At 60.0% G+C, this 23,992-nt stretch carries 22 protein-coding genes and 1 tRNA gene; 18 read left to right on the top strand and 5 right to left on the bottom strand.

Features of this window, described 5'->3' with window-relative positions; translation table 11 throughout:
• Positions 1-4 precede the first annotated feature (4 nt).
• The 7 genes from PH552_RS24220 to glmM all read left to right on the top strand — a co-directional run bounded on the left by PH552_RS24220 (position 5) and on the right by glmM (position 10,278).
• The gene (locus PH552_RS24220; RefSeq protein WP_113250514.1) at positions 5-1,234 is read left to right on the top strand and encodes a hypothetical protein; all 1,230 of its coding nucleotides are present in this window, start codon (positions 5-7) and stop codon (positions 1,232-1,234) included.
• 322 nt (positions 1,235-1,556) lie between these two features.
• Positions 1,557-2,861, top strand: a complete 1,305-nt coding sequence (gene tolB, locus PH552_RS24215; RefSeq protein WP_112343432.1) for a Tol-Pal system beta propeller repeat protein TolB — start codon at positions 1,557-1,559, stop codon at positions 2,859-2,861.
• 152 nt (positions 2,862-3,013) lie between these two features.
• Entirely contained in the window at positions 3,014-3,547 is a 534-nt protein-coding gene (gene pal / locus PH552_RS24210; RefSeq protein ID WP_112343408.1) for a peptidoglycan-associated lipoprotein Pal, read from the top strand.
• 159 nt (positions 3,548-3,706) lie between these two features.
• The gene (gene ybgF / locus PH552_RS24205; RefSeq protein ID WP_112343409.1) at positions 3,707-4,720 is read left to right on the top strand and encodes a tol-pal system protein YbgF; all 1,014 of its coding nucleotides are present in this window, start codon (positions 3,707-3,709) and stop codon (positions 4,718-4,720) included.
• A gap of 5 nt (positions 4,721-4,725) precedes the next feature.
• Positions 4,726-6,057, top strand: coding sequence for a tRNA lysidine(34) synthetase TilS (gene tilS, locus PH552_RS24200; RefSeq protein WP_145644522.1), 1,332 nt, complete (start codon positions 4,726-4,728; stop codon positions 6,055-6,057).
• 116 nt (positions 6,058-6,173) lie between these two features.
• The gene (gene ftsH / locus PH552_RS24195) at positions 6,174-8,117 is read left to right on the top strand and encodes an ATP-dependent zinc metalloprotease FtsH (RefSeq protein WP_112343411.1); all 1,944 of its coding nucleotides are present in this window, start codon (positions 6,174-6,176) and stop codon (positions 8,115-8,117) included.
• An 808-nt stretch (positions 8,118-8,925) separates the two neighbouring features.
• Positions 8,926-10,278: a phosphoglucosamine mutase gene (gene glmM / locus PH552_RS24190; RefSeq protein ID WP_112343412.1), complete on the top strand. Its 1,353-nt coding sequence runs from the start codon at positions 8,926-8,928 to the stop codon at positions 10,276-10,278.
• Positions 10,279-10,359: 81 nt separating this feature from the next.
• Here glmM and PH552_RS24185 read toward each other — a convergent pair whose 3' ends face one another.
• Complete coding sequence (locus PH552_RS24185) at positions 10,360-10,914, bottom strand: SH3 domain-containing protein (RefSeq protein ID WP_145644523.1); 555 nt, start codon at positions 10,912-10,914, stop codon at positions 10,360-10,362.
• A gap of 320 nt (positions 10,915-11,234) precedes the next feature.
• Between PH552_RS24185 and PH552_RS24180 the strand changes: the two genes are divergently transcribed.
• Entirely contained in the window at positions 11,235-12,083 is an 849-nt protein-coding gene (locus tag PH552_RS24180) for an outer membrane protein (protein WP_112340560.1), read from the top strand.
• Positions 12,084-12,326: 243 nt separating this feature from the next.
• The gene (locus PH552_RS24175; protein ID WP_113250517.1) at positions 12,327-13,172 is read left to right on the top strand and encodes an outer membrane protein; all 846 of its coding nucleotides are present in this window, start codon (positions 12,327-12,329) and stop codon (positions 13,170-13,172) included.
• Between the two features lie 102 nt (positions 13,173-13,274).
• On the opposite strand, the gene PH552_RS24170 is transcribed toward PH552_RS24175, so the two are convergent.
• Positions 13,275-14,060, bottom strand: coding sequence for a glycosyltransferase family 25 protein (locus PH552_RS24170; RefSeq protein ID WP_246698628.1), 786 nt, complete (start codon positions 14,058-14,060; stop codon positions 13,275-13,277).
• A 264-nt stretch (positions 14,061-14,324) separates the two neighbouring features.
• Between PH552_RS24170 and PH552_RS24165 the strand changes: the two genes are divergently transcribed.
• The 8 genes from PH552_RS24165 to PH552_RS24130 all read left to right on the top strand — a co-directional run bounded on the left by PH552_RS24165 (position 14,325) and on the right by PH552_RS24130 (position 21,816).
• Positions 14,325-15,503, top strand: a complete 1,179-nt coding sequence (locus PH552_RS24165; RefSeq protein ID WP_015340971.1) for a phosphoserine transaminase — start codon at positions 14,325-14,327, stop codon at positions 15,501-15,503.
• Between the two features lie 139 nt (positions 15,504-15,642).
• On the top strand, positions 15,643-17,238 hold the full coding sequence (gene serA, locus PH552_RS24160; RefSeq protein WP_113250518.1) for a phosphoglycerate dehydrogenase: 1,596 nt from the start codon (positions 15,643-15,645) through the stop codon (positions 17,236-17,238).
• A gap of 208 nt (positions 17,239-17,446) precedes the next feature.
• Positions 17,447-18,100, top strand: a complete 654-nt coding sequence (locus PH552_RS24155) for a lysophospholipid acyltransferase family protein (protein WP_113250558.1) — start codon at positions 17,447-17,449, stop codon at positions 18,098-18,100.
• Positions 18,097-19,047: a phosphatidate cytidylyltransferase gene (locus PH552_RS24150; protein WP_113250519.1), complete on the top strand. Its 951-nt coding sequence runs from the start codon at positions 18,097-18,099 to the stop codon at positions 19,045-19,047. Before PH552_RS24155 ends, PH552_RS24150 begins: the two co-directional genes overlap by 4 nt.
• Positions 19,044-19,445 (top strand): hypothetical protein, encoded by a 402-nt coding sequence (locus tag PH552_RS24145; RefSeq protein WP_112340556.1) that lies wholly within the window; start codon positions 19,044-19,046, stop codon positions 19,443-19,445. Before PH552_RS24150 ends, PH552_RS24145 begins: the two co-directional genes overlap by 4 nt.
• Before the next feature lie 6 nt (positions 19,446-19,451).
• The gene (locus PH552_RS24140) at positions 19,452-20,105 is read left to right on the top strand and encodes a CDP-alcohol phosphatidyltransferase family protein (protein WP_113250520.1); all 654 of its coding nucleotides are present in this window, start codon (positions 19,452-19,454) and stop codon (positions 20,103-20,105) included.
• Between the two features lie 273 nt (positions 20,106-20,378).
• Positions 20,379-21,578 (top strand): tRNA 2-thiouridine(34) synthase MnmA, encoded by a 1,200-nt coding sequence (mnmA, locus tag PH552_RS24135; protein ID WP_113250521.1) that lies wholly within the window; start codon positions 20,379-20,381, stop codon positions 21,576-21,578.
• Positions 21,579-21,739: 161 nt separating this feature from the next.
• Positions 21,740-21,816 (top strand) — tRNA-Met (locus PH552_RS24130).
• Between the two features lie 71 nt (positions 21,817-21,887).
• Here the strand turns inward: PH552_RS24130 and PH552_RS24125 are convergent.
• Together PH552_RS24125 and PH552_RS24120 are read right to left on the bottom strand one after the other, a co-directional pair.
• Complete coding sequence (locus tag PH552_RS24125) at positions 21,888-22,091, bottom strand: hypothetical protein (RefSeq protein WP_113250522.1); 204 nt, start codon at positions 22,089-22,091, stop codon at positions 21,888-21,890.
• 569 nt (positions 22,092-22,660) lie between these two features.
• Positions 22,661-23,104, bottom strand: coding sequence for a PilZ domain-containing protein (locus PH552_RS24120; protein WP_285166322.1), 444 nt, complete (start codon positions 23,102-23,104; stop codon positions 22,661-22,663).
• 112 nt (positions 23,105-23,216) lie between these two features.
• On the opposite strand from PH552_RS24120, the gene PH552_RS24115 reads away from it, so the two are divergent.
• Positions 23,217-23,543 (top strand): hypothetical protein, encoded by a 327-nt coding sequence (locus PH552_RS24115; protein ID WP_112340551.1) that lies wholly within the window; start codon positions 23,217-23,219, stop codon positions 23,541-23,543.
• A gap of 103 nt (positions 23,544-23,646) precedes the next feature.
• Here the strand turns inward: PH552_RS24115 and PH552_RS24110 are convergent, their stop codons facing one another.
• Positions 23,647-23,898, bottom strand: coding sequence for a DUF6074 family protein (locus PH552_RS24110; RefSeq protein WP_112340550.1), 252 nt, complete (start codon positions 23,896-23,898; stop codon positions 23,647-23,649).
• Positions 23,899-23,992: the final 94 nt, after the last annotated feature.

Below are 23,992 nucleotides of genomic sequence, written 5' to 3'. Positions count from 1 at the left end.
CGACATGAAGCGCAGTCTCGCCACTTCTGCTGTCATTCACGTCCTGGTGCTGATCGGCGCCATGGTGTCGCTGAGTGCGCCGGCGCCGCTGGAGACGCCGGAAAGCACGGCAATGGATGTCGATATCGTGACGGCGGATCAACTGCAGCAGGGCGAGAAGAAGGCGCCGGTGACGGATCACGCCGCGCGCAAGCCGACGACCAAGCAGGATCAGGTCGCCAACGCCCAGAATACCGGCGAGAACAAAGTCGACATCAAGAACCCTGTCGTGCCGACGCAAAGGCCGGAGAGCGACACGGCGGCCCTGGCGCCGAAGAAGGTGGATGCGCCAGTACCGCAGGACGATCCGAGGCCGAACGACGTCAAGACGATCGAGCAGAAGGAAACGGAAGCCGCCCCGAAGGAAGTGGCCGCTATTCCGCAGCAGAAACCGGACGTAACGCCCACTCCGACACCGAAGACGGACCCCACGCCGCCGACGCCAAAAGCCGATGCGACGCCGACCCCGCCGACGCCACAGCCGACCGAGCAGGCGGAAATCCAGCTGCCGAACAATGTTCCCGTGCCGGATATCAAGCCGCAGCCGACGCCGCCGAAGACCGCCGAGCAGAAGCCGGAGGTCAAGCCGACGCCGAAGCCGGACGTGAAGGTGGCCGAGGCCAAGCCGACCGACAAGACGACGACGCAGAGCACCAGCAAGACCACATCGGCTGACGACGGCAAGAAGGACGCTGACAAGAAGCGTCAGACCCCGAAGGCCTCCAGCAAGGGCCTTGACGATGGTCTCGCCGATCAGATCAACGACCTTCTAAACAACACTTCGTCGAAGGGTGGCGCGAAACGCTCGTCGCAGCAGGCTTCCGCAGGCGCCGATACCCAGGTCGCTTCGCTTGGCGGCAAGAAGTCGCTTGGCGCCGGAAAGCTCAGCCAGAGCCAACAGGACGGTTTGCGTGATCTGATCCAGAAATACTGGAACCTCCCACCTGGTCTTGAAGGCGGTGGCGACGTGCGAATCAAGGTGCACTTCAAGCTCGACAAATCCGGGCAGATCGTCGGTGAGCCGGAAGCGACGACGAACGGTGGACCGGCTTCGACACAAAGTGCCATGCAGTCCGCCGCTATACGAGCGGTCCTTCGCGCGCAATCGGAGTTCATGACGATTCTTCCGGCGGACAAATATGAGGACTGGCAGGAAGTCGTCGTCAATTTCAGCGCAGCGGACCTGGGAATGTGATGCGGAAAGTGCGGCTTTTGACGAATCACTGTCCATGCATCGGCACTCCGGATATTCCCGGCCCGAAGGACGTTCATATTCGGACCTACCTGAAGCTTGATAGCAATGGACGGATCGCGGGAGAATCCGATGTCGTCCCGCGGGGCGGTCCAGGGAAGACTCAAAAAATCGTGGTGGCAAATGCGATGCGTACCGTCCTTCGGGCGGCATCCTTCAAGAACCTGCCGCAAGCTCAATTCGATAATGAAACTAGCCGGGTCGACGTCCTACAGGACTTCGATCCCGGCCACATGGCGCTTTAATGCTGAAAGGCTTGGCACATATGATCAGAAAATCCCTCGTTCGTCTCCTGCTGGTGCTGGCAGGCCTGACCGCAGTCCTTGCCACTCCGGCCTATGCCGTGGTCGAGCTCAACATCAACAAGGGCAACGTCCAGCCGATGCCGATCGCTATCACCGACCTTCTGTCGAATGATAGCCTTGGCCCGCAGATCTCGGGTGTGATCGCAGCCGATCTGCAGCGCTCCGGATTGTTCGCGCCGATCAACAAGCAGGCCTTCATCGAGAAGATCACCAATCCGGATTCGACCCCGCGCTTCCAGGACTGGACATCGATCAATGCGCAGGCGCTGGTCACCGGCCGCGTGACGCAGGAAGGCGGCCGCCTTCGTGCAGAGTTCCGCCTGTGGGACACGTTCGGCAACAGCCAGATGATCGGTCAGCAGTTCTTCGCCCAGCCGGACAACTGGCGCCGTGTCGCGCACATCATTGCCGATGCGATCTACCAGAAGATCACCGGCGAGAAGGGTTACTTCGACACGCGTGTCGTTTTCGTTGCCGAAAGCGGCCCGAAGACGGCCCGCAAGACGCAGCTGGGCATCATGGACCAGGACGGCGCCAACGTCCGCATGCTGACCGACGGCAGCGATCTCGTGCTGACGCCGCGCTTCTCGCCGAACCGGCAGGAGGTGACCTATATGTCCTTCGCCAATCAGCAGCCGCGCGTCTATCTGCTGCAGCTGCAGACAGGCCAGCGCGAACTGGTCGGCAACTTCCCCGGCATGACCTTCTCGCCGCGCTTCTCGCCGGATGGCCAGCGCGTGATCATGAGCCTGCAGCAGGAAGGCAATGCCAATATCTATACGATGGATCTGCGCTCGCGCACGACGACACGCCTGACCTCGACGGCCGCCATCGACACTTCGCCGTCCTATTCGCCCGACGGCTCGCAGATCGCCTTCGAAAGCGACCGCGGCGGAAAGCCGCAGATCTATGTGATGGGTGCGGACGGTTCCAACCAGCGCCGCATTTCCTTCGGTGACGGTTCGTACTCCACGCCGGTCTGGTCGCCGCGCGGCGATCTCATCGCCTTCACCAAGCAGTCCGGCGGAAGCTTCTCCATCGGCGTCATGAAAACCGACGGTTCGGGCGAGCGACTGCTGACCACGGGCTTCCACAACGAAGGTCCGACCTGGGCACCGAACGGCCGCGTCATCATGTTCTTCCGCCAGCCGGCCGGTTCAGGCGGCCCGCAGCTCTATTCGATCGACCTGACCGGCTATAACGAACAGAAGATCCCGACTCCCGGCTTTGCTTCCGACCCGGCATGGTCGCCGCTTCTCGAGTAGTGAAGGACCTGCCACGTTATCGCCGCAAAGTCCTGTGAGTGGACCTTTTCGGGACGATTTTAGGACATCATTAACCATATTTGTTGGAATCGGATTAACCGAACCCGGTTACAGTCTGGCAACCCTGATAGAGACTTAAGGAGAGACCGGCTATGAGCCGCATCGCAACCCCGGCCGTTGGCCACATGCAAAACCTCGCCCGCAACCCGATCATGATCGCGCTTTTCGTCGGCCTTTCTCTGGCTGGCTGCGCTTCCAAGAAGGGTCTGCCGAACGATGCCAACGGTCTCGGCCTGAACGGTGCCGGCAATGCTACTCCGGGTTCGCCGCAAGACTTCACGGTCAATGTCGGCGATCGCATCTTCTTCGATACCGACAGCACCTCGATCCGCTCCGACGCCGCTCAGACGCTCGACCGTCAGGCTCAGTGGCTCGCCCGCTATCCGAACTATGCGATCACCGTCGAAGGCCATGCCGATGAGCGCGGCACGCGCGAATACAACCTGGCGCTCGGCGCTCGCCGCGCAGCTGCCACCCGTGACTATCTCGCTTCACGCGGTGTCCCGGCCAAGCGCATGAAGACGATCTCTTACGGCAAGGAACGTCCGGTCGCGACCTGCGACGATATTTCCTGCTGGTCGCAGAACCGCCGCGCCGTCACCGTGCTCAACGGCGCCGGTTCCTGATAGGTCAAAAGCCAGTCGAGAATGTATAAAGGCGGCCTCCCAGCCGCCTTTACTTTTTTGACCACACTTTGGCCGAACTCCGTTGCTTTTTGAGAGCAATTGTAAAAATCTCCTGTTCGAGCCCTTGGCCCGAAGAATCAATGAGACAGGACGATCCATATGAGAAAACTTGTCGTGGCGAGCATGCTTTGTCTCGCTGCCTTCGCAGGTAGTGAGCGCGATGCTTCTGCCTTGTCGCTGTTCGGAATCCACCTCGGAGGCCGTGATGCCTCCACGCAGTCGGCTTCCAGCAACGTGTATCAGAGACAAGCGCAATACGGCCAGGCACCGGTCGTCAATGTTCAAAGCAGCGATGCCGAGATCCGACTGCAGCAGCTGGAAGATCAGATGCGCCAGCTGAACGGCCGTGTCGAGGAAATGAGCTATCAGCTGCTGCAGATGCAGGAACAGATCCGCAAGACGCAGGAAGACAATGAATTTCGTTTCCAGCAGCTGGAAAAGCGCGGTGGCGCGCCGGCTGCAGGCAGCACGATGAAGAAGAGCGAAGCCGATGTTCCGGCATCGGGCTCCGGCGGCCAGCGGCAGGATGATATTGCCGGCGTCATCGGCGATTCGCAGAACAATGACGTCGCTTCCCAACAGGGAAGCGGCTCGGGCAAGCCGCCGAGCCAGCTTGGTTCGATCCAGTTCGACCAGGGCGGCAAGCAGGTCGGCTCCTCTATTTCGGGGGCCAACAATGGCTCGGGCGCGCCGCCGAGCGCCGGCTCCGGGACACAGACCGCCTCGCTTGGCAATGAAAACGATCAGTACAAGGCCGCTTATGGCCACGTCCTGTCGGGTGACTATAGTGTCGCCGAACAGGAGTTCCGCCAGTATCTCGACAGCTATCCGAGCAGCACGCGGGCCGCGGATGCGAATTTCTGGCTCGGAGAGGCGCTATACTCGCAGGGCAAGTACAACGACGCCGCCAAGACCTTCCTCAATGCGCATCAGAAATATAGCGGCTCGGAAAAGGCACCTGAAATGCTCCTGAAGCTCGGGATGTCGCTCGCCGCGCTTGACAACAAGGATACGGCCTGTGCCACGCTTCGCGAAGTGACCAAGCGCTACCCGAAGGCCTCGAAAGCCGTGACCGGCAAGGTCGCCAGCGAAGAGAAGCGGCTTGCCTGCTGAGCGCCATGTCCATTGACGCTGTGACCGGCGGTGCCACAGCCCTCATGCCAGAAGCCGCCGCGACTGTATTCCTGCAATCCCTATCGACGCCTGCTCATATTCTGGTTGCCGTTTCCGGCGGCAGCGATTCCATCGGGCTCTTGATTGCCCTTGACGAGCAGCTGAAATCCCATTCCCGCAGAGATATCACCCTTAGCGCCGCGACCATCGACCATAGGCTGCGCGCTGCCGCGGCAGACGAAGCGCGAGAGGTCGCAGCACTCTGCGCTTTGCGCGGCATTCCCCATTTTACCCGTCGCTGGGAGGGCGAGAAGCCGGCAACCGGCCTCATGGCCGCGGCGCGCGAGGCTCGCTATGAATTGCTCGCCGATCTTGCCGAGGAGATTTCGGGCAATCTCATCGTCACCGCGCACACCATGGATGATCAGCGTGAGACCATGGTCATGCGCGGCAAGCGCCGGCTGGCAGAGGTAGACGGCCTTGGTACCGGCATCGCCGACGCGATGCTGTTTGACCGGCGCATCTGGATTGTCAGGCCGTTTCTGGCCTGCCGGCGGATGGATATCAGAGCTTGGCTCAAGATGCGCGGCATATCCTGGCTCGATGACCCCAGCAACGCAGATATGAGATATGAGCGCGTGCGTACGCGCATGGAACTTGAAGCGGATGCGTCGGGATCGCTTTCGGGCGATGGCGGTGCCGGCCGCGCCGCGCTATCCGGGAAGGCGGCCGCATGGCTGGACGACCATGTCACCATCCATGCGAATGCGCTTTGCGTCATCGATCGATCCGGCCTTTCGGCGGATAAAGCGGTTGTCGCCTATGCCTTGTCTTACCTTGCCGCCGTCTTCGGTGGCAGGACTTATGCGCTGGGGCGCGTGCAAATGCAGCGTGTTCTCGAATTTGTGAACGGCGCGGATCCCGGCCGGCGTACGGCCGGTGGCGTGGTCTTCGACCTGCGCCGCGATGGGCTCTACCTCATGCGGGAAAGCCGCAATATCGCCCCACTGTCGCTCGCACCAGGCAAAAAGGGCAATTGGGACGGCCGCTTCGAAATAAGCAATTCGGGCCGTGTGCCCCTCGTCGTGCGCCCCGCCGGAACGGAGAATGCGGCGATTTTCCCGTCGAATCTGCCGAAAGGAGCCGCGCGGCGCGCCGGGGCAGCGCTGCCGATGATGACGACGGACGTGGGGACAAAGACGGCGTCGGTTGCGGTCGTGCCCTATCTTGCGCCTTTCGACCGCTTTTTGACACGATTCGACCTCACATTCGCGGATCGGCTTTCAATCGCTTTTGGACGTGAGGCCTATATGCGGCCGCCGGTTTCGGTCCTATAGACGGAAAAAACATGTGGCGGCGCGGTTTGCCTTGGCAAGGGCTTGGCGCAACCCTATGTTAGAGGTCAAGTAATGCCGCCGCTCAAGCGGCGGAAGTTTCAGTGCTGGGGAGTTCGATGAACCCTAATTTTCGTAATTTCGCTCTGTGGGCAATCATAGCCTTGCTGTTGATTGCTCTGTTCAGCATGTTTCAGAACGCGCCGGCACAAACAGGCTCCAGGGAAATTCCGTATTCGCAGTTCCTTCGGGAAGTTGATTCCGGCCGCGTCCGTGACGTGACCGTAACGGGCAACCGTATCATCGGTAGCTATTCCGAAAACAGTACGGCCTTCCAGACCTACGCTCCGGTCATAGATGACAGCCTGCTTGAACGCCTGCAGTCCAAGAACGTTACTGTTGCCGCCCGCCCGGAATCGGATGGTTCCTCGAGCTTCCTGAGCTATCTCGGCACGCTGCTGCCGATGCTCCTGATCCTCGGCGTCTGGCTGTTCTTCATGCGGCAGATGCAGGGCGGCTCGCGCGGAGCCATGGGCTTCGGCAAGTCGAAGGCCAAGCTTCTGACGGAGGCGCATGGCCGCGTCACCTTCGATGACGTCGCCGGTGTCGATGAAGCCAAGCAGGATCTTGAAGAAATCGTCGAATTCCTGCGTGATCCGCAGAAGTTCCAGCGTCTGGGCGGCCGTATTCCGCGCGGCGTTCTGCTTGTCGGACCTCCCGGTACCGGTAAGACGCTTCTGGCGCGCGCCATCGCCGGCGAAGCCAATGTGCCGTTCTTCACCATTTCCGGTTCAGACTTCGTCGAAATGTTCGTCGGTGTCGGTGCAAGCCGCGTCCGCGACATGTTCGAGCAGGCGAAGAAGAATGCACCCTGCATCATCTTCATCGACGAAATCGACGCCGTCGGCCGCCATCGCGGCGCCGGTCTCGGCGGTGGTAACGACGAACGCGAACAGACGCTCAACCAGCTGCTGGTCGAGATGGACGGCTTCGAGGCCAATGAAGGCATCATCCTGATCGCCGCTACCAACCGTCCTGACGTGCTCGACCCCGCGCTGCTGCGTCCGGGCCGTTTCGACCGTCAGGTCGTCGTGCCGAACCCGGATATCGTTGGCCGCGAGCGCATCCTCAAGGTTCATGCACGCAACGTGCCGCTGGCTCCGAACGTCGATTTGAAGACGCTTGCCCGCGGTACGCCCGGTTTCTCCGGTGCGGACCTTATGAACCTCGTCAACGAAGCCGCCCTGATGGCTGCCCGCCGCAACAAGCGCCTGGTCACCATGCAGGAATTCGAAGACGCCAAGGACAAGATCATGATGGGCGCGGAGCGCCGCTCTTCGGCGATGACCGAGGCGGAAAAGAAGCTCACCGCCTATCACGAGGCCGGTCACGCCATTACCGCACTCAACGTCGCCGTCGCCGATCCGCTGCATAAGGCAACCATCATTCCGCGCGGCCGTGCCTTGGGCATGGTCATGCAGCTCCCCGAGGGCGATCGCTACTCGATGAGCTATAAGTGGATGGTTTCGCGCCTCTGCATCATGATGGGCGGCCGTGTCGCGGAAGAGCTGACCTTTGGCAAGGAAAACATCACCTCGGGTGCGTCTTCCGACATCGAGCAGGCAACCAAGCTTGCCCGTGCGATGGTCACCCAGTGGGGCTTCTCCGATGAACTCGGCCAGGTCGCCTATGGCGAGAACCAACAGGAAGTCTTCCTCGGTCACTCCGTTTCGCAGTCGAAAAATGTGTCGGAAGCAACGGCGCAGAAGATCGATAACGAAGTGCGTCGTCTGATCGATGAAGCCTATCGCGAAGCCAAGGATATCCTCACTTCGAAGCATGACGAGTTCGTGGCCCTAGCCGAAGGCCTCCTCGAATACGAGACGCTGACCGGCGAGGAGATCAAGGCGCTCATCCGCGGTGAAAAACCGGCACGCGACCTTGGCGATGACACGCCGCCGAGCCGTGGCTCGGCCGTGCCGAAGACCGGTGCCAAGAAGGATGGTTCGCTCGGTGCCAAGGGCGACGAGCCGGAAGGCGGTTTCGAACCGCAGCCGCGCTGACGCACGGAGCCGATTGACCATGTAGACGAAGCGGCCAGTTCTCCTTTGACTAGGGAACTGGCCTTTTTCTTGATGGCCGCAGGTGACGGACGGAAGCTGAGTGAGGGTCGGCACCGATGATGGTCCGAACATCGGAGTTGGGCTGAGAGTGGCCGCAATTCGTAAAACGACATTCGGCCGGGCTCTTTACCGGAGTTGCCTTATCGAAGATCGGATATCTCCATGCGTGAAGCTACCGTGATCCTCAAGGCTATCGCACATGGGGCGGATGAAAACTCCTTCTCCCCGAGGGGGAGAAGGGACGCGGCAGCGACTTCTCAGCTCCACGATTGCTTGGCGACCTGCGGTTTCAAGGCGGCGGAACCAATGCCAACCACGCCTGCCAGTATTCCTATGAACAAAGGCCGCGGCGTCATGCTCCAGAGGATGGCCGGCGATGTTGTGAGTTCTGCTCGTTCGGAACCTTTGCTTGCCCGCGATCCGCGATCATGGCGGACGGGCCGTTGCTATTGGCCGGCTGACGACGCGGCAAGGGTAGCCCGACGATGCACAATCGTCGTAGCCGGGGGAAGTAATATGGGTAGTTTATGTTGTGAATTGGAATATTGTCCGCCTCCACCGGATGCGGTTTTTTAGTGCTTATTAATGGTAACGCGTTGTAATAGGCGGTCTCGGTAATTTAAGTGCCGAGTTTTACAATCTGTGGCATGAGCCACAGGCATCGATGCTCGAAGCGTCTCTGGATTCGGAGTAGTGCTTTCGATGCCGCTGCATGTTTCGCGAAAATGCAGCAACGACAGGAGTGCATATGAAACGTCGCTATTTCGGAACTGACGGAATTCGCGGTCAATCCAACATCTATCCGATGACGCCGGATCTTGCCATGCGCGTGGGTATCGCCGCCGGCACGATCTTCCATCGTGGTAGTCATCGTCACCGGGTCGTCATCGGCAAGGACACGCGTCTTTCCGGCTATATGCTGGAAAACGCCATGGTGGCGGGCTTCACTGCGGCCGGCGTCGATGCCTTCGTTCTCGGCCCCATTCCGACGCCTGCCGTCGCCATGCTGACGCGTTCGCTGCGTGCCGACATCGGCGTCATGATTTCCGCTTCGCACAACCCTTACGAAGACAACGGCATCAAGCTTTTCGGGCCGGACGGCTACAAGCTGTCCGACGATCTTGAAATGAAGATCGAGGATCTGCTCGACAAGGACATGACCGAGCATCTTGCCAAGGCTGAGAATATCGGCCGCGCCAAGCGCATCGACGGCGTGCACGACCGCTATATCGAGCATGCCAAGCGCACGCTACCGCGTGACGTCACGTTGCAAGGCCTGCGCATCGCCATCGATTGCGCCAATGGTGCTGCCTACAAGGTTGCCCCGGCTGCTCTATGGGAACTCGGCGCCGACGTCGTGACCATCGGCAACGAGCCGAATGGCACGAACATCAATCTGAACTGCGGCTCCACCAGCCCCGTTGCCCTGCAGAAGAAGGTGGACGAAGTGCGCGCCGATATCGGCATTGCGCTGGATGGCGATGCCGACCGCGTCATCATCGTCGACGAGACCGGCACGATCATCGATGGCGATCAGCTGATGGCTGTCATCGCGGAGAGCTGGGCCGAGAGCCAGACGCTGCGCGGCAACGGCATCGTGGCGACCGTCATGTCCAATCTCGGCCTCGAGCGTTTCCTCGAAGAGCGCGGCATGTCGCTTGCACGCACTGCCGTCGGCGACCGCTATGTCGTCGAGCATATGCGTCAGCACAATTACAATGTCGGCGGTGAGCAATCGGGTCATATCGTGCTGTCCGACTATGGCACGACGGGCGATGGGCTGGTGGCCGCGCTGCAGATCCTTGCCTCGGTGAAACGCACCGGCAAGCCGGTCAGCGAAGTTTGTCGGCGTTTCGAGCCCGTGCCGCAGCTGCTGCGCAATGTCCGCATTGCCGGCGGCAAGCCGCTGGAGGACATTCAGGTGCGGCAGGCGATTGCCGATGCGGAAAGCGAACTTGCCCGCAATGGCCGTCTGGTCATCCGCCCTTCCGGTACCGAGCCCCTGATCCGGGTCATGGCGGAAGGCGACGATCGCGGCCAGATCGAACGTATCGTCGGCGGATTGATCGACGTGATTTCGAGCGTCCGCTCGGCAGCCTGAGCCTGGAAATATCGGATATCCAAAATTGCGGCCGTCTCGTCGAGGCGGCCGTTTTGTTTGCGCCGGTGTGGCCGAGACGGCTTACTGGAACATTTCGCCGGGGTAGGCGCCCCAGAGCTTGTCCTGCCTGACATAGCCTCTCGCCGAATGCTCCCTTACGGAGACGCGGCACCATCTTCCCGTGCAGGACTGCAGCGAAACCAGAACACGGGGCTGCAGCTCCGCGACCGCCCGAGCGGCTGGACTGGGATCTGCGCGCAGCATTGCGTTCTTGGTCAGCCAAGGTGCGATCAGTGCAGTGCGAGTGCCGGAGAGCAGGGCGCTATGCATCCAGCCAGTCACGCCAGTGTCGTCGCGGACCTGCCGCCAATGGCCATATTCGTCGATGATCTCCAGGGGCAGGCCGGGTTTCACGTAGATCCATCTGGTCGCGTACATCGTCGATGGACCCACGCGCATCCGCGCTTTTTGGGCTCTCAGCGAAACATAACGCGGGATCGGCAGTCCCGTCTCGCGCCCCTTGTTCCATGCGGTGGCCGCAACGGGCTTTACCGGCATCGCCCCGGCCAATGCAGCAGGGCTCAGGAAGAGGATGAGGAGCCCCAGACAGGCCCATATTTTTCGATGGCAAGTCAAAGACTTCCTCCTGATTTAGCTTCCCGGCTATGACACTGTAAGGGCGCTATTCTTGCCAATTCGTTTAGAAATCCAGGCTTCCACAGGACTCGATGGCGCATGCGCTCGCGAAGAAGGGAGGAGGTGAAACGGCCGCATCCCCTTCTCTTTGTTGTAAGATCACCAATCTCTAATATATTAAATAAAGTATAGTCTCTGAATAAACACGGTAAATATTCGTAGTTAATCAGGTTTTAACTCATTTTCATCATTATCCCTGTCATGTCATTTCGATTGGCAAGCATCTGCTGTGCCAAGGCAAGAAATTTGGAGCCAAAGCCATGATGAAATCCCTAATAGGAGCACTTGCCACTTTGCTTGTCGGCACGTCGGCCTTTTCCGCTGATCTCTATACACCGGAGCCGGTCCAGCCGGCGCCGGAGGTGACTGTCGCCCAATCCAGCGGCTGGTACCTGCGCGGCGATGTCGGCTATGCCTTCACGAACTTGCGCGGCGCCAACTATTTCCAGGGCTCCAACGCCAGCCTGGTCGATTTCGATAGGGCATCGCTCGACGACAACTTCACCATCGGCGGCGGTGTCGGTTATCAGATCAACAATTATCTGCGCACGGACGTGACGCTCGATTATCTCTTTAAGTCCGACTTCAAGGGTTCGACGAGCGGCAATTGCGGCGGCTGCGGTCCCGGCTTCTCGTCCGTTCCCGCAACGTCCCGCGATCTGGCGTCCTTGACGGCCTACAGTTTGCTTGCCAACGCTTATGTCGATCTCGGCACCTACGGCATCTTCACGCCTTATGTCGGCGGCGGCCTCGGTGGTACCTACGTCAAATGGAGCAACCTGAAGAACACGTCCTGCTCGGATGCAAATCCGGACTCCTGCGATGGCACGGTCACACATAATGGCCGCGGCAGCTGGCGCTTCACCTATGCGCTCATGGCCGGTACGTCGATCGACCTGAGCTGCAATCTCAAGGCCGATGTTGGTTACCGCTACCGTCACGTCCAGGGCGGCGACATGTTCGGCTACAATGAAAATGGCGGTCCGGGCTATGACAAGGGCCTGAACCTGCACGAAGCCCGCATCGGTGCCCGTTATACCTTCGGCGGCTGCCAGACGGCAAGCTACATGCCGCCGGCCGATATTCCGCCCCAGCCGGTCTACAAATAAGCGTAGCTCACGCAACCCATTGAAAAGCCGTCCGGTTTCCTCCGGGCGGCTTTTGTCTTTTCTCTCTCCCCGTTAAGCAATTCTTCCGTGCTTTAAAGCTTCATTAACCATGAATTCCCTATGGTTAATGAAATCAGAATGGCGGCTTTTCCGCAGAGTTTCTTCTCTGACGGGCTCGCAGGGAAGCAAAGGCCGACCGATTCGACGCGCGGGCATTCGCCCGAGGATGGAAGGCGAGGGGTAATGATCCGTTTTGACGCTTTGGCGCTGGCCGCAGCGATGGCAGGCGTATCGACGGGCGTTGCTCTTGCGGGCGATACGCCGCCGGAAATCAAGGTGCCTGAAGTCAGCGTCCCCGAGGTCAGCGTCAAGGATGCGAAGGGATGGTATGTCCGCGGTGATATCGGCTATGCAGTCAATGCCAGCCGCAACGACACGACGTTCCATGCTTATGATCCGGCCGGTGGCGATTACAGTTCGAGCCGTTTCGATTCCAGCCGCTTCGGCGGCGACTTTTCCGGCGGCCTGGGTGTCGGCTATCAATTCAACGACCTGTTTCGCGCCGATGTCACGGGGGATTTCTTCAGCGGCGATTTCAACGGCCGCGTCTCCAGCAATTCGCCCTGTTCCGGCGGATCGGCCGGTACCGGTTGCTCCACAAAGGCACATTCCTCCTTCAGGGCCGGCAGCCTGATGGTCAATGGCTATGTCGATCTCGGAACACTTGCGGGCTTTACACCCTATGTCGGCGCGGGTCTGGGCGCGACGCGCGTCTCGTGGAGCAGCGTCAATGGCATCGGTTCCTGCGTGGATGGTGCTTCCGGCTGTGGTGGCGCAGCTTCGGTCAGCACACGTTATCCGGGCGATAGCGACTGGCGCATGACCTATGCGCTGATGGCAGGCGTCGCCTATGAGGTTGCGCCGAACATCAAGGTCGATCTTGGCTATCGCTTCTCCCACGTCGCCGGCGGAGACATGTTCGGCTATTCCGCCGCCGATTCGGTCGCGGGTGCCGGCGGCACCATGGGCCGCGACGGCGTGCTTTCGCGCCACGAAATCCGCATCGGCCTCAGGATCACCACCTGGTAGGTTCGAGGCGCAGCGGTTTGGCTTTCAAGGAAGCTCTGAGCCGCTCCAGTTTTTCTCGCAATTCCACACGGAAAGCCGCTACGCACTCTTCCTGGCGTTGCCCTATGGCATCGTCAACACGTAGTTGATGCGGCGAAAGAAGTCCAAGGTTCGGAAGATATGGGCGGGTATGCGCCGCCACGCCGAGGCCTTGGCGGCGCGATAATCGCGGCGCCAGCCGATCATGGTGGTGCGCTGCAACCGGCTGAAGCCGGCGATATTGGTGCGCGTGCTGAAGATCGAGATCTGCATGTCCCAGCCACGCTCCACCGCCACATCCCAAGGCAGTGACATGACCGCCAGCGATTTGACGATTTTTTCGGCACCGTGGCGCGTGACGAGATAGCAAGCCGTCGAACCCTGCGGGCCGAAAAGACAACGGCCGACGATGTCTCCCTTCCTGCTGCGCATCATGGCACAGAAGCCATTCCAGCGGTGGTTCACAAGCTTGATGAGGTCGGCCGTCGGCGCTGCATCCTTGGCGGCCATGGCGCGCGCCAGGAAATCGGCATCCAGCGCGACATCGTCCTCGATGATGACGGCCATCGAGTCATCGCTCGCAAGAAACTGGCGTAGTGCCTGCAAATGGCTGCGATAGCAGCCATATTCACCTGGAAGGATGGTCCGGCCGTGCCGGCGCTGGAAGCGATCGTGATCCACGTCGACCCATTGGTCACGTGGGATGAGGGCGCCGTCGATGCCGTCGATGCGTTCGAAGCGGAAACCGAATTCATCGCTCTGTCGCCGGATCTCCGCCAATCTCTCCGCCGCTCGGTCTATATTGATCAGATAGACCGGCACGATCTGTGCGGGTATGGGAGAGCTTTCAATAAGCGCAGTTAGAGACATTGGACACATTTGTCATTTCTACCGGCGCGACCAGGGACGCCAAACCCTATATGATTGTGCTTCGGCGAAAAAACCAGTTTTTGTGTGGCCAAATTTGGCTGAATTTCATTGTGCGTAACTTACGCACCTTCAAACTTTTCGCACGACTTTGTGATCGAGCGCCATCCGCAAATTTTACTATTGCGCCGGCGCTGGGCTTTCAATATACCCGGCGGCGGGACACTCCTCCCCAACGAGGAGCTTTCTATCTGAGAGGATAGCATCATGACTAAGCTCGCCAAGCCGGACATCCGTCCGAATAATACCCATTTTTCTTCTGGTCCATGCTCGAAGCGTCCCGGTTGGACGCTTAACGCTCTTTCCGACGCGGCTCTCGGCCGTTCGCACCGCGCGAAGGTCGGCAAGGCAAAGCTGAAGCAGGCCATTGATCTTACCCGCGAAATTCTGGAAGTGCCCGCGGATTACCGCATCGGCATCGTTCCGGCTTCCGACACCGGCGCCGTCGAGATGGCGCTCTGGTCGCTGCTCGGCGAACGCGGTGTCGACATGCTCGCCTGGGAAAGCTTCGGCGCCGGCTGGGTTACCGACGTCGTCAAGCAGCTGAAGCTCAAGGACGTCCGCAAGCTCGAAGCCGGCTACGGCGAGCTGCCCGATCTTTCCGCTGTCGATTTCGATCGCGATGTGGTCTTCACCTGGAACGGCACCACCTCGGGCGTCCGCGTTCCGAACGGCGATTTCATCCCGGCCGACCGCAAGGGCCTGACGATCTGCGACGCCACCTCGGCGGCCTTTGCCCAGAACCTCGATTTTGCCAAGCTCGACGTCGTCACCTTCTCCTGGCAGAAGGTTCTCGGCGGCGAGGGCGCACATGGCGTCATCATCCTGTCGCCGCGCGCTGTCGAGCGCCTGACGACCTATCAGCCGGCTTGGCCGCTGCCTAAGATCTTCCGCATGACCAGCGGCGGCAAGCTGATCGAAGGCATCTTCACCGGCGAGACGATCAATACGCCTTCGATGCTCTGCGTCGAAGACTATATCGACGCTCTCCTCTGGGCTAAGGATCTCGGCGGCTTGAAAGCACTGATCGGTCGCGCCGATGCCAATGCCAAGGTCATCCACGACTTCGTTGCCGCCAACGACTGGATCGCCAATCTCGCCGTCAAGGCCGAGACGGCATCCAACACCTCCGTCTGCCTGAAGATCGTCGACAAGGATGTCGTCGCTCTCGATGCCGATGGTCAGGCGAATTTTGCCAAGGGCCTGGTTGCGCTCCTTGAGAAGGAAGGCGTCGCCTATGACGTCGGCCATTACCGCGACGCGCCCTCGGGCCTGCGCATCTGGGCCGGTGCAACGATTGAGGCTTCCGACATGCAGAAGCTGATGCCCTGGCTCGCCTGGGCTTTCGAAACGCAGAAAGCGACGCTCTCCCAGGCTGCTGCCTGAGGTTTGAAGCGTTTATGGCTCCGCCCCGACAGGCGGAGCCCAGCATTCCGAATTCTCATTGTTTTCATGCAATTCCGACCGGAAAACCGTTCGCATTTCGTGGGATTGCTCGTCTTAGCTGACTTTTCAGGAGGCCTCCATGGCACCTCGCGTTCTCGTATCCGATGAATTGTCGGAAACCGCCGTTCAGATCTTCCGCGATCGCGGCGTCGAAGTCGATTTCCAGCCGCAACTTGGCAAGGACAAGGACCGGCTGTTCGAAATCATCGGCAATTACGATGGTCTTGCCATCCGTTCTGCCACCAAGGTGACGGAGAAGATCATCGAAGCGGCGAAGAACCTCAAGGTCGTCGGCCGCGCCGGCATCGGCGTCGACAATGTCGATATTCCGGCCGCCTCGCGCCGCGGTATCATCGTCATGAACACGCCGTTCGGCAATTCGATCACGACCGCCGAACACGCCATCGCGCTGATGTTTGCCGTTGCCCGCCAGCTTCCGGCTGCCGATGCCTCGACCCAGGCCGGCAAGTGGGAAAAGTCGAAGTTCATGGGTGTCGAAATCACCGGCAAGACGCTCGGCATCATCGGCGCCGGCAACATCGGTTCCATCGTGATTGCCCGCGCCCTTGGCCTGAAGATGCATGTCCTGGCCTACGACCCCTTCCTGTCGAAGGAGCGCGCCGAGGAAATGGGCGTTACCAAGGTCGAGCTCGATGAACTCTTCGCCGGCGCCGACTTCATCACGCTGCATGTGCCGCTGACCGACAAGACCCGCAACATCATCGACGCCTCCGCGATTGCCAAGATGAAGCGGGGCGTGCGCATCATCAATTGCGCTCGCGGCGGTCTCGTTGATGAAGCGGCTCTTGCTGCCGCCATCAAATCAGGCCATGTCGCCGGCGCCGCCTTCGACGTGTTCGAAGTCGAGCCCGCCAAGGAAAGCCCGCTCTTCGGCCTGCCGAACGTCGTCTGCACGCCGCATCTCGGTGCCTCCACGACGGAAGCCCAGGAAAACGTCGCTCTTCAGGTCGCCGAGCAGATGGCGGACTACCTCGTCAAGGGCGCCGTCTCGAACGCCATCAACATGCCCTCGATCACCGCTGAGGAAGCGCCGATCCTGAAACCGTTCATCAAGCTTGCCGATGTTCTCGGCGCCTTTGTCGGTCAGGTCACGGAAGATCCGATCAAGGAAATCGAGATCCTCTATGATGGCGTCACGGCCAACATGAACACCAAGGCCCTGACCAGCGCGCTGCTCGCCGGCCTGATCCGCAATCAGGTTGCTGACGTCAACATGGTTTCGGCCCCGATCATGATCAAGGAAAAGGGTATCGTGCTTGCAGAAGTCAAGCGCGACAAGACCGGCGTCTATGACGGTTACATCAAGCTGACGGTTACCACCAACAGCATGACGCGTTCCGTCGCCGGCACCGTCTTCTCGGACGGCAAGCCGCGCTTCATCCAGATCAAGGGTATCAATCTCGATGCCGATGTCGGCAATCACATGGTCTATATCGCCAATACCGACGTTCCCGGCATGATCGGCTTCATCGGCACGACGCTCGGCTCCGCCGGCGTCAATATCGCCAACTTCCAGCTCGGCCGCGACAAGCAGGGCGGTGATGCCATCGCGCTTCTCTATGTCGACGGTCCGATCAGTGATGAGGTGCTTGGCAAGTTGACGGCGCATCAGGCGATCCGTCAGGCAAAGCCGCTGGTGTTCAACGCCGACTGAGCCTGCCCGCCCTGAAGAGGGGCGGCAGCTATAGAATTCGCTCCTCCCAAGAGCCAATCCGAAAGCTCGGCGCGACATAAGTTGCGCCGGGCTTTCTTTATGGTTGTGAGGGTTGTGGATAAGCCCGGTGCGTAGACTATCGGGGGCGAGGAAACGCGCCTATCTCTATGTCATGGAGGCTTTGCGGAAGAACATTCTCGGGGAAGGAATGGGCACGCCGATCGAGTGGCTGGCGAAGCCGGCCTCGGTGGCGATCGTGCTCTTTGCACGGGCCATCACCGCCGTCCGGGCCATCTGGCCTGAGAGCGGCATGCAAACCCGCCGCTGCGTCTATTTCGCCAACCATTCCAGCCATGGCGATTTCATCCTGATCTGGACTGTCCTGCCGCCACGATTGCGCCGACGCGTCCGCCCGGTGGCAGGCGCGGATTATTGGCTGAAATCGCCGCTCAACAGTTTCATCGGCCGGGATGTCTTCAATGCCGTGCTGATCGAGCGGGATCGCGAGGCACGTAAGGAAGATCCGGTCACGCAGATGACGCAGGCGCTCGATGCAGGCTCTTCATTGATCCTCTTTCCGGAAGGCACCCGCAATCTGACTGATCAGCCGCTGCAGCCTTTCAAGAGCGGGCTTTTCCATCTTGCTCAGGCCCGCCCCGATATCGATCTCGTGCCCGTCTGGATCGATAACCTCAATCGCGTCATGCCCAAGGGCGAGTTCGTGCCTATTCCGCTGATCTGCACCGTCAGCTTCGGCGAGGCGCTGCATATCGGCGACACCGAGGAGAAGGCGGAGTTCCTGGCAAGAGCCGAAGCGGCGCTACTGGCGCTGGCGCCCAAGCGGGCGGGAGACAGAACATGAGTGCGGCAAGTGCCGATCTGATCCACCTTGTTCTTGGCATTTTCGGCGTCCTGATCGTCGCCTCCGTCATCGGCTACGTACTGGAACGGCGCCTTTCGCCCGACGGATCGAATGCGGCGATCGAAAACCTGAATGCGCGCATCAAGGCCTGGTGGGTGATGGTGGTGCTGATCGGCATTGCCTTCATCGCCGGGCGTGCCGGCGTCATCCTGCTGTTCGCCTTCTGCTCCTTTGCGGCACTGCGCGAATTCGTGACGCTGATCAACACGAAGCGGGCGGATCATTGGGCGCTTGCCGCCGCCTTCTTCGTCGCCTTGCCGGTGCAATATTACCTGCTCTGGGCCGAGCAATACGGCATCTATTCGATCTTCATTCCCGTCTACGCCTTCCTCTTGATGCCGATTATCGCGGTGCTGCGCGGCGATACCGAGCGGTTTCTGGTGCGCATCGCCGAAGTGCAATGGGCGCTGATGATCTGCGTCTTCTGCGCCTCGCATGTGCCGGCGCTGCTGACGCTGCATATTCCCGGCTACGAGGGCCGCAACGTGCTGCTGATCGCCTTCCTGGTGATCGTCGTGCAGCTCAGCGACGTCCTGCAATATGTCTGGGGCAAGTTGTTCGGGAAAACGAAGATCGCGCCACGGCTGTCTCCATCGAAGACGGTGGAAGGCTTCGTGGGCGGTGTCATCAGCGCTTCCTTGATCGGCGCGGCGCTCTGGTGGGTGACGCCGTTCACGCCGCTGCAGGCCGGGCTGCTCGCCTTCATCATCACCATCATGGGCTTCTTCGGTGGTCTCGTGATGTCGGCGATCAAACGGGATCGCGGCGTCAAGGATTGGGGGCATCTGATCGAAGGGCATGGTGGGCTGATCGACCGGCTGGACTCGGTCGTCTTCTCCGCGCCGATCTTCTTCCACCTCGTGCGCTTCTGGTGGTCGCTGTCATGAGCGAGAAGCTGAAAGCGCTTGCCGGCAGCACCATCGTGCATGTGCTTTTCGCCTTTCTCGCCATGGGCGGCTGGGCGGTCTTCGCCAATCGCATGCACCCGATGCCGCGGCCACTGATTGCGGGCCTCGTGCAGGGCGTGCTTTCCGGCTGCCTGACACTGTTCCTGAAATCCGTGGTCGAGGCTTTGTCGCGGCGATTCAGTGGCCTTCTGCGCCTTTGGGCGCCGCCGCTGATTGCCTGCCTGGGCTCGGCGACCATCCTGGTTCTCATCCATGCGCTGAGCGGCACGCCGGAGATCCTGAAGACCATCGCCGTGCCTCTGCTGGTCTCCTCCAGCTATGCGGCGATCTATAATTACTCGATCTCGGGCGGAAGGCTGCGAAGTCATGGAAGGTGAGGGGCGATGACAGGCGAGGGGATGGGCGACAGACGACCGCTGGCGAGCCGAAATACGCGGTGGGCTCAGATGCTGGCGCGGCGCATGACGGCGCTTTCGGTAACGCCGAACCGGATCTCACAGGCGAGCATGCTCATGGCAGCGCTGGCGGGAGCCTCGTTCTGGCTCTCCGGCGCCGCCGATAGTCTCGGTATGCGAGTGGTCCTGCTGATCCTTGCCGCCTTGTTCTGCCAGTTGCGTCTGCTCTGCAATCTGCTTGACGGCATGGTGGCAGTCGAAGGCGGAAAGGGGGAGGCCGACGGGCCGTTCTGGAACGAATTTCCGGATCGGATCGCCGATATCCTCATTTTCGCCGGTATCGGTTATGGCATTGCGATACCAGGCCTCGGCTGGGCGGCTGGCGCCTTTGCTGTGTTGACCGCCTATGCGCGCGAGCTTGGCCGCGCCACCGGCAATCCCAGCAATTTCGGCGGTCCGATGGCCAAGCAGCATCGCATGGCGGTCACTACGGCGGCGGCTTTGCTTTCGATTGTCGAGGCTCTATGGACCGGCGGCAGCTGGGTTTTGACGATCACGCTCTGGATCATTGCCATCGGTTCGGCGGTCACGGTATGGAGGCGCAGCCGCAATCTGATCCGGCAATTGAAGGCAAAGGGTTGATCGGCACTTTTGCCGCCCCCTTGCGCCGGATAGCGATCCTTTCTATATCCCTCCAGAATTAGGCAGGTTGCGAATGGTGCAGCCCATTGCCCGCATGAAAATTCGCCGCTTTTGCATGGCATCCGGCGGCAGGAAGCATGATCCCGAAAAGTGTGCAGCGGTTTTTGGATCAGATCGTGCGAAATGAAATCGTGAGAGCGTGACGACGTTTCGAAGGAAGGTCATCCCGCTACGGACAGCATCGAAGATCGTTCAAGACTGGCGGCAACGACCGTGAATACACTGGATTTTGACAAGAGGCCGGAAGATACCCGCGTCGTCGTCGCCATGTCGGGCGGTGTCGACAGCTCCGTCGTTGCCGGCATTTTGAAGCGGCAGGGCTATGATGTGCTCGGCATCACGCTGCAGCTCTATGACCATGGCGCGGCCGTGCATCGCGCCGGCTCCTGTTGCGCCGGCCAGGATATCGACGATGCGCGCCGCGTCTGCGAAACGCTCGGCATCCCGCACTATGTGCTCGACTATGAAAAGCGCTTCCGCGAGACGGTGATCAATCCCTTCGCCGAGAGCTATGTCGCCGGCGAAACGCCGATCCCCTGCGTTGCCTGCAACCAGACAGTCAAGTTCGCCGATCTGCTGCTGACCGCCAAGGAACTCGGCGCCGATGCGCTGGCGACCGGCCATTACATCCGCTCGCGCCCGAATCCCTCTTTTGAACATCCGCATCGTCGCGCGCTCTATCGCCCGGCCGACGCCGATCGCGACCAGAGCTACTTCCTTTTCGCGACGACGCAGGAACAGATCGACTATCTGCGCTTTCCGCTCGGCGGCATGCCGAAGGCGGAGACTCGTGCGCTTGCTGAAGAGATGGGCCTCGTCGTTGCCAAGAAGGCCGACAGCCAGGACATCTGTTTCGTGCCGCAGGGCAAATATTCCGACGTCATCGCCAAGCTGAAGCCGAATGCGGCGCTTGCCGGCGAGATCGTTCATCTTGACGGCCGTGTGCTCGGCCAGCACGAAGGCATCCTGCATTACACGATCGGCCAGCGCCGCGGCATCGGTGTTGCCACAGGCGAGCCGCTCTACGTCGTCTATCTCGACGCCCGCTCGCGGCGCGTCATCGTCGGCCCGAAGGAGGCGCTGGAAACGCATCGCGTCTATCTGCGAGATGTCAACTGGCTGGGTGACGAACCGCTCTCGCAGGCCGCTTCCGGTGAAGGCTTTGCCTGTTTCGCCAAGGTCCGCTCCACCCGCGCGCCGTCGCCTGCCGTGCTGCATGCCGATGCCAGCGGCATCTATGTCGATCTTACCGTCGGCGAGGCCGGCGTGGCTCCAGGGCAGGCCTGCGCGCTCTATTCGGCACCGGGCGACGACGCCCGCGTCTATGGCGGCGGCTTCATCGAACGCTCGGAACGCGAGCCGATGGCGGAGGCTTCGTTGAAGGCGCTACTGGCAGGCCCGGTGGCTGCTTGAGGGCGGATGTATCGGCGTCAAGAGAAAGCACTGATTTTTCCAAATCATCCGCTTGACACCAAGCCGAACCGCACCTTATAAGCCGCTCAACCGACGAGCTAGCGCTTTCGAGCGACGGTTCGTTTGACCTTTGCATTTGATTTCAACATCAAATGTGGCGTGGCGGAGTAGCTCAGTAGGTCAGAGCAGAGGAATCATAATCCTTGTGTCGGGGGTTCAAATCCCTCCTCCGCTACCAAAATTCTAATTTAAATCAATGGCTTATTGATTTCCCGAGGCGCTGCCCGCTCCAGATGGACAGAACTGGGCTCACGAGCCCGCCGAGCCGATTCCCTTCGGGCCATCGAGACGGGTCATGTTCTCGTCCAAAGATCGCACGACCTCTATCATGGCGCTCAATGCCGACATCATGAGCGCGTGGTCATGACCTTCCTGGGATTGGGATAGAGCAAGAGCGCGCGTGTGAAGCTGTTGGTTAATCGAGTCCAACCGGTCGATCGTGTCCTGGTTCATAGCCATCTCCTTTGCGAACAAATTGAACAGAGTGCCATATGTTCGGGAATGCTCCGAGCGCGACATTTGTTCCGGTGGTGGGCTTCCGCCAAATTGCGGTAAGTTCCAAGGGATGGGGGTATCCTGGTTGCGAAGGTCGCGGTGTTCCCCACGCGACGATATGGCGGCATCGAAAATTCTTGCTGCGCTTCCGAATGATGTCGGAACCAAGAGTGGCTGCCTGCGTAAAGATAGGTAACGAGCTTTACTCGATCCTCATGTGGAACCGAGCGCCTTGAGCCGCGCGAGTTCCGGATGAGGCGCGGCTTTCCATGACGACACCAAGAGCAACTTCGAAGGGAGGCCCTGATGTCGAGCTATAAACTTCTTCTTATGTTCTTTCTGTCCGCCGGCCTGCTGACCTGCATGATCCTGGTCGGCCTGCTTTCGCTGCATCAGTGAAATCGATCAGGCAAATTGATGCTGAACGGCGGCAGGAGTTCGTGACTGGAGCCCAGGTGTGTTGTGAAGGCATGCAGTTCGGCGACATCGTCCGCGGCTGCGACACCTGCTTGCGGTGAGAGACAGTCTCACACGAACTCAACGCCTATGCTGTTGATTTTTCGCCAGCGCACCTCGCAGGCGAGCAGCCTGTCGTCCGGAAATCGCAGACTGAAGGTGTTTGGTACCGCGAGCGGGTTTTCGATTTGGATCATGGCGCCGGTATCCGACAGGTTTCTGACAGTGCAATCAAAAACCGAATGGCCGCCGTTGAATATGATCTTGCCGCCGAGAAGCGTACGTTTTCGGAGGGATGCTCGACCTTCGGGTGACAGTGCCGTCATCGCGTTGGCTTCCTCATTTCTACATTTTGCTAATATGCCATGTTCCAATATCGAAGATATTAACGGCAGGCTGTGAATTGCGTGCTTTTCACGGGTCGACCGATGAGGCGGCCAGTAAGGGCTTCCTGAAGGTTGACGTTCCTCGATTGCGGCGGAAGATCTCCGGTAAACCAATTCTCCGGCGAACAAGTTATCGTCATTGATGTTTTATTTCCAAACAGTCACCGCAAATCCGTGCAACATGTCTTGCAAGAAGAAACATGCTCTGGCACCGTGCCGCCATAGGGGATCGGGGTTTTCAATGAGACTGTTTTTGGCGGTGACCACTGCATTGGTGGTCGCCAATTCTGCAATGGCTGCCGATGAAGCCGCGAACAACGCGCTCCGGGTTTGCAAAATGATCGACAATACCGGCTTGTTTACTGCGCCGTGTCAGGTTGCCGGCAGGAAGAACGCTGTCGTAGCGACGATAGATCTGCCGAGTGCCGACGCCAGGAAGGCATGCATGCAGATTGCCGGCGTGGCTTCCTCCAAGGGATTTCATTTTCCCGGCGGCGAATGGACGGTGCAGATCAGGTCGCCGACCAGCGGCGACAAATCGATCGCATTCTGCAGGCTGCCTAAATAGAGCAATTCCAGGAAAAGTGCGTAGGGGTTTTCCGTCCGGAATTGCATGAACAAAGGATAGAGCGTTTTCGCGATTCGAGGAAAAGCGGAAGGCTCTATCCCCGTCAGGCCGACGCGTTCAGCTCTTCCTCGGCAAAGGCAAGCTGCAGCTCCATCTGGACTGCGTGCATATAGAGGCCGGCCTGCCGCGAGATTTCGTCGTCTTCCACTCCCTGTTCCCGCAGGACGGCGGCAAAGCTCGCCATTTCCGAACGCCAGAAGCGGTTTGCCGCCTCTCCGTGAAGCTGCTGCAGGGCTTTGGCACACCGCCTGACATCACTGGTACGCCTGTCGGCCGGGAATGGTAGAAGCGACATATTCTCTCCGTCATTGGCAGAGCGAATCGCCTGCCTCTATTGGCAACATCGCCGGCACTCCTTCATAAAAAGTGAATTATCTCAGGGAGATCCC

The organism is Rhizobium aureum, from assembly GCF_030182495.1.
GTDB classification, from domain to species: Bacteria; Pseudomonadota; Alphaproteobacteria; order Rhizobiales; family Rhizobiaceae; genus Rhizobium; species Rhizobium tropici_C.
This window is presented reverse-complemented; position numbering and strand designations above follow the sequence as displayed.

What these genes read in the sequence shown, in the direction of transcription:
- PH552_RS24125 (WP_113250522.1), bottom strand. Translation starts at nt 22,091, where the DNA reads ATGAACCAGGACACGATCGACCGGTTGGACTCGATTAACCAACAGCTT.
- PH552_RS24220 (WP_113250514.1), top strand. Translation starts at nt 5, where the DNA reads ATGAAGCGCAGTCTCGCCACTTCTGCTGTCATTCACGTCCTGGTGCTG.
- PH552_RS24165 (WP_015340971.1), top strand. Translation starts at nt 14,325, where the DNA reads ATGACTAAGCTCGCCAAGCCGGACATCCGTCCGAATAATACCCATTTT.
- PH552_RS24115 (WP_112340551.1), top strand. Translation starts at nt 23,217, where the DNA reads ATGAGACTGTTTTTGGCGGTGACCACTGCATTGGTGGTCGCCAATTCT.
- PH552_RS24170 (WP_246698628.1), bottom strand. Translation starts at nt 14,060, where the DNA reads ATGTCTCTAACTGCGCTTATTGAAAGCTCTCCCATACCCGCACAGATC.
- tolB (WP_112343432.1), top strand. Translation starts at nt 1,557, where the DNA reads ATGATCAGAAAATCCCTCGTTCGTCTCCTGCTGGTGCTGGCAGGCCTG.
- pal (WP_112343408.1), top strand. Translation starts at nt 3,014, where the DNA reads ATGAGCCGCATCGCAACCCCGGCCGTTGGCCACATGCAAAACCTCGCC.
- ftsH (WP_112343411.1), top strand. Translation starts at nt 6,174, where the DNA reads ATGAACCCTAATTTTCGTAATTTCGCTCTGTGGGCAATCATAGCCTTG.
- tilS (WP_145644522.1), top strand. Translation starts at nt 4,726, where the DNA reads ATGTCCATTGACGCTGTGACCGGCGGTGCCACAGCCCTCATGCCAGAA.
- glmM (WP_112343412.1), top strand. Translation starts at nt 8,926, where the DNA reads ATGAAACGTCGCTATTTCGGAACTGACGGAATTCGCGGTCAATCCAAC.
- PH552_RS24180 (WP_112340560.1), top strand. Translation starts at nt 11,235, where the DNA reads ATGATGAAATCCCTAATAGGAGCACTTGCCACTTTGCTTGTCGGCACG.
- serA (WP_113250518.1), top strand. Translation starts at nt 15,643, where the DNA reads ATGGCACCTCGCGTTCTCGTATCCGATGAATTGTCGGAAACCGCCGTT.
- ybgF (WP_112343409.1), top strand. Translation starts at nt 3,707, where the DNA reads ATGAGAAAACTTGTCGTGGCGAGCATGCTTTGTCTCGCTGCCTTCGCA.
- PH552_RS24175 (WP_113250517.1), top strand. Translation starts at nt 12,327, where the DNA reads ATGATCCGTTTTGACGCTTTGGCGCTGGCCGCAGCGATGGCAGGCGTA.
- PH552_RS24150 (WP_113250519.1), top strand. Translation starts at nt 18,097, where the DNA reads ATGAGTGCGGCAAGTGCCGATCTGATCCACCTTGTTCTTGGCATTTTC.
- PH552_RS24145 (WP_112340556.1), top strand. Translation starts at nt 19,044, where the DNA reads ATGAGCGAGAAGCTGAAAGCGCTTGCCGGCAGCACCATCGTGCATGTG.
- PH552_RS24140 (WP_113250520.1), top strand. Translation starts at nt 19,452, where the DNA reads ATGACAGGCGAGGGGATGGGCGACAGACGACCGCTGGCGAGCCGAAAT.
- PH552_RS24110 (WP_112340550.1), bottom strand. Translation starts at nt 23,898, where the DNA reads ATGTCGCTTCTACCATTCCCGGCCGACAGGCGTACCAGTGATGTCAGG.
- PH552_RS24155 (WP_113250558.1), top strand. Translation starts at nt 17,447, where the DNA reads ATGGGCACGCCGATCGAGTGGCTGGCGAAGCCGGCCTCGGTGGCGATC.